The sequence below is a fragment of the Geminocystis sp. GBBB08 genome (genome assembly GCF_016743215.1).
Lineage (GTDB): Bacteria > Cyanobacteriota > Cyanobacteriia > Cyanobacteriales > Cyanobacteriaceae > Geminocystis.
Genome location: NZ_VRZC01000219.1, coordinates 1 through 5,315, shown reverse-complemented (window position 1 = coordinate 5,315; position 5,315 = coordinate 1). Strand labels below are relative to the sequence as shown.

Here is a 5,315-nt window from a genome sequence, read left to right as displayed (position 1 = left end):
TGTCTTTTTTTTACCATCTAAAGGCTCAAATAATGGTTCATAACCTTGTAACTTATAATAGAACTATTGCAAAATTAAAATAAACAATATTTTTTTTGATGATTCGGAGTGTGTAAGGAGCGTGCTGCGCAGCAGATCCCTGCGGGATCGCCTCCGAAAAAAAATCAATTTATTCACTAACAAGATAATAAATATTTATATATTACTAGAAATACCTATTAACTAAAACCCAATTAATTTGTTGAAAATTGTCTTCATAAACAATAATTTTTATAGTTTTTAATTTAGGCTTCTTTTTGCTTTATTTCACAATTATAAATTCCCGCAATTAAGTTAAATCTTAATCCAAATCTTTTTCTTCTATTTCGATACCTTTCTGATAATATTCTAAATATTTTCAGCTTTCTGTTAACATGTTCTCTTACTATTCTTTCTCTATTTATTTCTTTATTTATTCTTTTTTCTTCTTTGGTTAATTTATAATTTTTTCTTTTTTATAAGGTATTTGGCTAAGTTTGTGTATTTTTTTGATTCCCTGATAACCTTTATCAACTAAACATTTTATTTTGGCAATCAATGGTAATTTACTTTTCTTAAATATTTTAAAATCATGTTCTTGCCCTCGTCCATTGACATAGCAAATAATTTCTAAATTAGCTTGATTTATCACTAATTGTGATTTTAAAGTATGTTCCTTTCTTTTTCCACTATAGTAGATTTTTTGACCTTTTTTTGGTCTTTCTATGGGGCTTTCGGTCACCTCAATAAGTATAGTCTCAATTCAATTTTCAGAACAAGATAATGCTTTTTTACCAGGCAAAGAAAAAAATCCCGAAGAAATTAAAATTTTTTCTATTTTTTGAACTACTCGACAAATAGTTGATTCAGAAACGTTCCAATCTTCAGCTATATGAAAGTAGGTTCTATACTCTCGAAAATATTGTAATGTAACCAAAACCTGTTCTTCCAAAGTTAGTTTTGGTTTTCTTCCCAGTTTTTTCAGTTGTTTATTTTTGACGATTTTTACAAGTAATTGATAAGTTTCTTTGGTGACACCAAATCTTCTTTTAAACTTTTTGGACACCAATTTTTCTATTTTTTTCATTTTCATAAGCTAATCTTATGTTTTCTGTTTGCGTGCTGCTACCCTGTGCCAAAGGCCATCGCTGATAATAACAAATTATGACCCTCTATTTTTATGTCAACTTAGTTTTGCAAGAGATCTATTGGATCATTAACTCTTGAAAATGCGATCGTCTTTCTTGTTAGGTTGAGGTAACAAAACCCAACATTATTATCTTTAATTATTTGATGGTTGTTGGGTTGCACTTCATTTAACCCAACCTACTTTTTAGTTAAGAATGCGATCGCCCGTCTATACAGTAAGAATTACATAAATGGATTTGTCGTGAAAAAAATGAAGAATTAGCGATCGAAATTATTGCTTTAACCCAACAAGGTAAAGTTATCCCTTTAAGCGAATCTTTAGCTATTCTCACTTCACAAGTATCTCGCAAATTTAAGCTAAGTTTCGCCGATGCAATTATTGATGCCACTGCCTTATAAGAAAAAGTGTAAATTATTACATTTGATGATCATTTCGAGAATTTACCAAATGTGAAATATTTTTCTAAAAAACCTGATATTAATGCTGAAGATTAATTTATCTTGACAAGCCAGTAAAAAGTTAGAAAAGTTACCTAGTAAACAAGGAAAACAAATAGCGACAAAAATCAATGCACTAAAAATTAATCCTTATCCTCAAGATTCTCTCAAATTAAAGGGATATTCTTATCACAGAGTTGATATAGGAGAATATCGTATTGTTTATCATGTTGAAGATGAAATATTAGAAATTTTACTCATTGAAAAACGTAATGATGATGAGGTTTATAAAAAACTAAAAAGAAAAGTTTAACAGACTTATTTACGATCGATCCCTTCTTGATACAATCATTGTAATCGATCGACATTCTCATCTGAAGTTTCTCTGAAATTTTCTTTCTTTTATAATAGACAAGAACATCTTATTACACTTGTTCTAAAAGTTCTAAATATTTATCCCTTGAGATACCAGCCGTTTTTAAATTAGTCATAATATGGGTTACGGCAACATTGCGAGGACTGGTTTTTATTACTACAGGGCGAGATACATTAGGTTTAGTGAGAATTAAATGATCGCCTTTTTGACCCTTAACGGTAAATCCTTCCAATTCAAAGATTTTGACAAGTTTTTGATAAGGAATTGATGTAATTTTAGCCATATTTTAAGCGATCGCCATCAACTCCGAAACAACTGGTTTACGAGGCAACCAAACATTATTTTCCCGAATAAAACCTGCCTCTTGCAAAACTTCCTGTAAAGTATTCATTTCCTCACACTCTTCTAAAAATGCCATTAAGGCTTCTCGTAAGGATGCTTTAGCTTCTTCGATCGTTTCACCGAAACTAGAGACATTCAATTCGGGGCAAATACCTACATATAAATCATCTTCTTGAAAAATCTCACATTTGACTTGTATATTGTTGAGCATATTTCTATTTACTCTATGTTAATAATCTTTGCTATCAAATATATTATCGTTTTGAGGATTCGATCGAGCCCTTCTTGTTATGATAATTGAGATGCGATCGACCATGAACAATAAATCAAAAGTTTCGAGTATAATAATCATCAATAGTTTTTTATAGCAAGTTTATAGAGACGGATTATGACAAAACTCTCCATTGATATACCTATTAAAAATATTGCAGAATTAATAACCTCTATGAACAAACAAGAAATTGAAACCTTATATCTTCTTTTAACAGAAGAAGGGGCAGAACTTTTGGAGAGGAAAAATGATGTTTTAGTCAAAAGATTAAAATTTTTAGACAGAGACGAAGCCTTCGATGTATAAAGATCAATATCATCCAAGAATAAAAAAAGACTTGAAAAAACTTGCTCCACAAATTCGTGAAGAAATCAAGTATAAATATATACCCAATATTTTATTATCCCCTGATATAGGTCATAATCTCGAAGGTGATTTAAGCGGCATTCTTTCTTATCATATTACGATCATCAAGCAACAATATCGCATTGCCTATATTGTCGATGAAGATATGAAAACAGTCTTTATTCTTATGATTGGTAAAAGAGGAGATTTTTATACTCTGTTGAAAAGAAGAATTACATAATTTAAAGATGCGATCGCACCTTCCTTCTATAATGGTTAAAGTTCGATCGTACCTCATCCTCTATTACTAATTTAAGACATCATTTTTCTCACTTCATAAAAGTTCTTTAAATTGAGCAATAGTTAAACCTGAACCCTTGATAATTGTTGCCATCGTATAAGCATTAATGGGATTTGCCCTAGGAATTGTAATAATATGTTCTCCATCTGTCATGGTGATATGTTTTCCCTGACGAATAACTCTAAAACCGATTTTTTCAAAGGCTTTAATTGCCCTTAAATGATTGATACCGGGAAGATTAGGCATAGTTTGGCTTAACCTCTAAATAAATAGATTCAATACCCTTATTTAATTCTGCCTTTACTTCCAAATAAACGGCGATCGCATCTTGGATATTTTCGATGGCTTCCTCTTTCGTCTCTCCTTGAGAAGCACAACCGGGTAAACTAGGACACCAAACATGATAGCCTTCTTCTGTTTTTTGCAAATTAACTTGATAACGCATAATGTGAATTGATAAATAAGGCTCAACTAAATCAATTATAATCTAGGACATAATTTTTCTTACTTCTTGAATAGGTAAATCTAACGCTTCGGCAATTTGTTCAGCATTTAATCCTAACCTCATTAAACGGGGAATCGTCTCTCTTTTAATCTTCTTTTGTGTGGACTCAATTAAAATTTTTTCATCACTAATAACATCCTCATTTTCTTCTATTTTAGACTGAGAATTAGGACAAAAATTAAACTTATCAATTTTGCTTTGATTAACAACAAACTGATAATTTTTAGCTATTATTCTGTCAACAGTCGCTTTTAAATTATACTTATTTATATCTTCATTTAAAGTTTTTGAAAGGAGTCGCCAGAGTTTATAGGCTTCATCTTTCGCATGACTAGCACTGCATTTATATTCTTTAGCAATATCCTTATATTTTTCGCCATTTAAGACACCTTTTAATATCGCAACCTGCAAACTATCGATGTGCTTTCCCGTAGAGTCATACAGCAATTCATCTAAATAGTTCACCAGTTCTTGAGTATCCATAACTATTATTCAACTTTGATTTCAGTCTTTATCAGTTATTTTAAGCTAAAAGAAGTCTTTTGTAATAATTTTTTATAAAACTTCCTTCTTTATCAGTCTTACATTCAAATAAGAACTAAATACAATAAAAAAATAAATCATTGATGGAGAAAAAATGAGTAATATTGTTCCATATAATTATAACGATGATAACATTCAACCAACTATTAGACAAGAAGGTAAACAAATCATTTTTACCGCTCAATCAGATTCTTCTGATACCGATGCACGTCTGCGTGACTATCTAATGACGAATTATCCTGATAGACATATAGTAAAAACAAGAAATTATATAGTTCGAGTCCTCAAGCGTCGTGAATGGGATAATCGGAGAGGATTGATGAGTATCGGAGATCGCAATAGTGGTGTTGAAGAGTATGAAGTTATTAACCATTGTGAAATTATTACAGAACCAAGACCAATTGCGGAATCTTTTTGGATTAAGTTATTTGGATTGTAAATTTAATAAAATATTGCGATATGCTATTTATACTTGGAGTCACGTTCACAATCTTAATCTCATTTTTTAAACTAATCGGTTTTGTTCAATGGGATTGGTGGACTGTAACAGCCCCAATCTGGGGAACAGTTTCATTGGTGTTACTATGCTTAGTAACATTTGGTTTATTTTATTTGTTAGTATTATCAGGACGAAAACAACAGCAAATAGATCTAAATCAAGAAACTTCTTTAAGTCGTTTTACTTTATGGCTTTTTACACCATTTCGCTCGGTTGGTTATATTGGAAAGTTACTTATTGTATTGTGGCTTGGGTTCATTTTTTATAAACTCTTGGGTTGGGATGCAAGTTGGTACATCGTAATGGCACCTGTTTGGATTCCTATATTACTTGGTCTTTTGTTCTTAGTTAGTGGAGGTTTGGTCTTTATTCTTTTTGTTGGCATTGTCTGAAATTAATAGACATAGTAAATGTAGGGTGGGCATTGCCCACTGTTTCAATGTTTTTAGGAAATTAAACTTTAATTCTTTGATAAGGAGATGAAATCTCTTTTTTGCCATTATAATAAACCGTTTCTATCCATAATTC

10 protein-coding genes and 2 pseudogenes are annotated in these 5,315 nt (G+C 30.9%); 4 read left to right on the top strand and 8 right to left on the bottom strand.

From position 1 onward, the window contains the following. Nucleotides 1-284: 284 nt before the first annotated feature. Both FWJ34_RS18035 and FWJ34_RS18030 read right to left on the bottom strand, forming a co-directional pair. Nucleotides 285-1,111 (bottom strand): annotated as a pseudogene (locus FWJ34_RS18035) (IS5 family transposase). A gap of 244 nt (nucleotides 1,112-1,355) precedes the next feature. After that, the gene (locus tag FWJ34_RS18030; protein ID WP_308256727.1) at nucleotides 1,356-1,556 is read right to left on the bottom strand and encodes a hypothetical protein; all 201 of its coding nucleotides are present in this window, start codon (nucleotides 1,554-1,556) and stop codon (nucleotides 1,356-1,358) included. A 92-nt stretch (nucleotides 1,557-1,648) separates the two neighbouring features. Here FWJ34_RS18030 and FWJ34_RS18025 point away from each other — a divergent pair. After that, nucleotides 1,649-1,918: pseudogene (locus tag FWJ34_RS18025) on the top strand (type II toxin-antitoxin system RelE/ParE family toxin). A 112-nt stretch (nucleotides 1,919-2,030) separates the two neighbouring features. On the opposite strand, the gene FWJ34_RS18020 reads toward FWJ34_RS18025, so the two are convergent. Genes FWJ34_RS18020 through FWJ34_RS18010 form a run of 3 tightly spaced genes read right to left on the bottom strand, consistent with a single transcriptional unit; the run spans nucleotide 2,031 to nucleotide 2,675 of the window. After that, nucleotides 2,031-2,264 carry a type II toxin-antitoxin system HicA family toxin gene (locus FWJ34_RS18020; protein ID WP_308256726.1) on the bottom strand — a complete coding sequence of 78 codons (234 nt, stop codon included), beginning with the start codon at nucleotides 2,262-2,264 and terminating at the stop codon, nucleotides 2,031-2,033. Nucleotides 2,265-2,267: 3 nt separating this feature from the next. Then, the gene (locus FWJ34_RS18015) at nucleotides 2,268-2,534 is read right to left on the bottom strand and encodes a type II toxin-antitoxin system HicB family antitoxin (RefSeq protein WP_308256725.1); all 267 of its coding nucleotides are present in this window, start codon (nucleotides 2,532-2,534) and stop codon (nucleotides 2,268-2,270) included. 18 nt (nucleotides 2,535-2,552) lie between these two features. Beyond that, nucleotides 2,553-2,675, bottom strand: coding sequence for a hypothetical protein (locus FWJ34_RS18010; RefSeq protein ID WP_308256724.1), 123 nt, complete (start codon nucleotides 2,673-2,675; stop codon nucleotides 2,553-2,555). A gap of 36 nt (nucleotides 2,676-2,711) precedes the next feature. On the opposite strand from FWJ34_RS18010, the gene FWJ34_RS18005 reads away from it, so the two are divergent. Beyond that, complete coding sequence (locus FWJ34_RS18005; RefSeq protein WP_308256723.1) at nucleotides 2,712-2,900, top strand: hypothetical protein; 189 nt, start codon at nucleotides 2,712-2,714, stop codon at nucleotides 2,898-2,900. After that, nucleotides 2,893-3,180, top strand: coding sequence for a type II toxin-antitoxin system RelE/ParE family toxin (locus tag FWJ34_RS18000; protein WP_308256722.1), 288 nt, complete (start codon nucleotides 2,893-2,895; stop codon nucleotides 3,178-3,180). Before FWJ34_RS18005 ends, FWJ34_RS18000 begins: the two co-directional genes overlap by 8 nt. A gap of 93 nt (nucleotides 3,181-3,273) precedes the next feature. Here FWJ34_RS18000 and FWJ34_RS17995 read toward each other — a convergent pair whose 3' ends face one another. Genes FWJ34_RS17995 through FWJ34_RS17985 form a run of 3 tightly spaced genes read right to left on the bottom strand, consistent with a single transcriptional unit; the run spans nucleotide 3,274 to nucleotide 4,228 of the window. Then, nucleotides 3,274-3,486 (bottom strand): type II toxin-antitoxin system HicA family toxin, encoded by a 213-nt coding sequence (locus FWJ34_RS17995; protein WP_308256721.1) that lies wholly within the window; start codon nucleotides 3,484-3,486, stop codon nucleotides 3,274-3,276. Then, entirely contained in the window at nucleotides 3,479-3,685 is a 207-nt protein-coding gene (locus tag FWJ34_RS17990; RefSeq protein WP_308256720.1) for a type II toxin-antitoxin system HicB family antitoxin, read from the bottom strand. The genes FWJ34_RS17995 and FWJ34_RS17990 overlap by 8 nt, the downstream gene beginning before the upstream one ends. 42 nt (nucleotides 3,686-3,727) lie before the next feature. Continuing rightward, nucleotides 3,728-4,228, bottom strand: coding sequence for a hypothetical protein (locus tag FWJ34_RS17985; protein ID WP_308256718.1), 501 nt, complete (start codon nucleotides 4,226-4,228; stop codon nucleotides 3,728-3,730). A gap of 154 nt (nucleotides 4,229-4,382) precedes the next feature. Here FWJ34_RS17985 and FWJ34_RS17980 point away from each other — a divergent pair, with 154 nt between their 5' ends. Then, nucleotides 4,383-4,727 (top strand): hypothetical protein, encoded by a 345-nt coding sequence (locus tag FWJ34_RS17980; protein ID WP_308256717.1) that lies wholly within the window; start codon nucleotides 4,383-4,385, stop codon nucleotides 4,725-4,727. The last annotated feature ends 588 nt before the right edge of the window (nucleotides 4,728-5,315 follow it).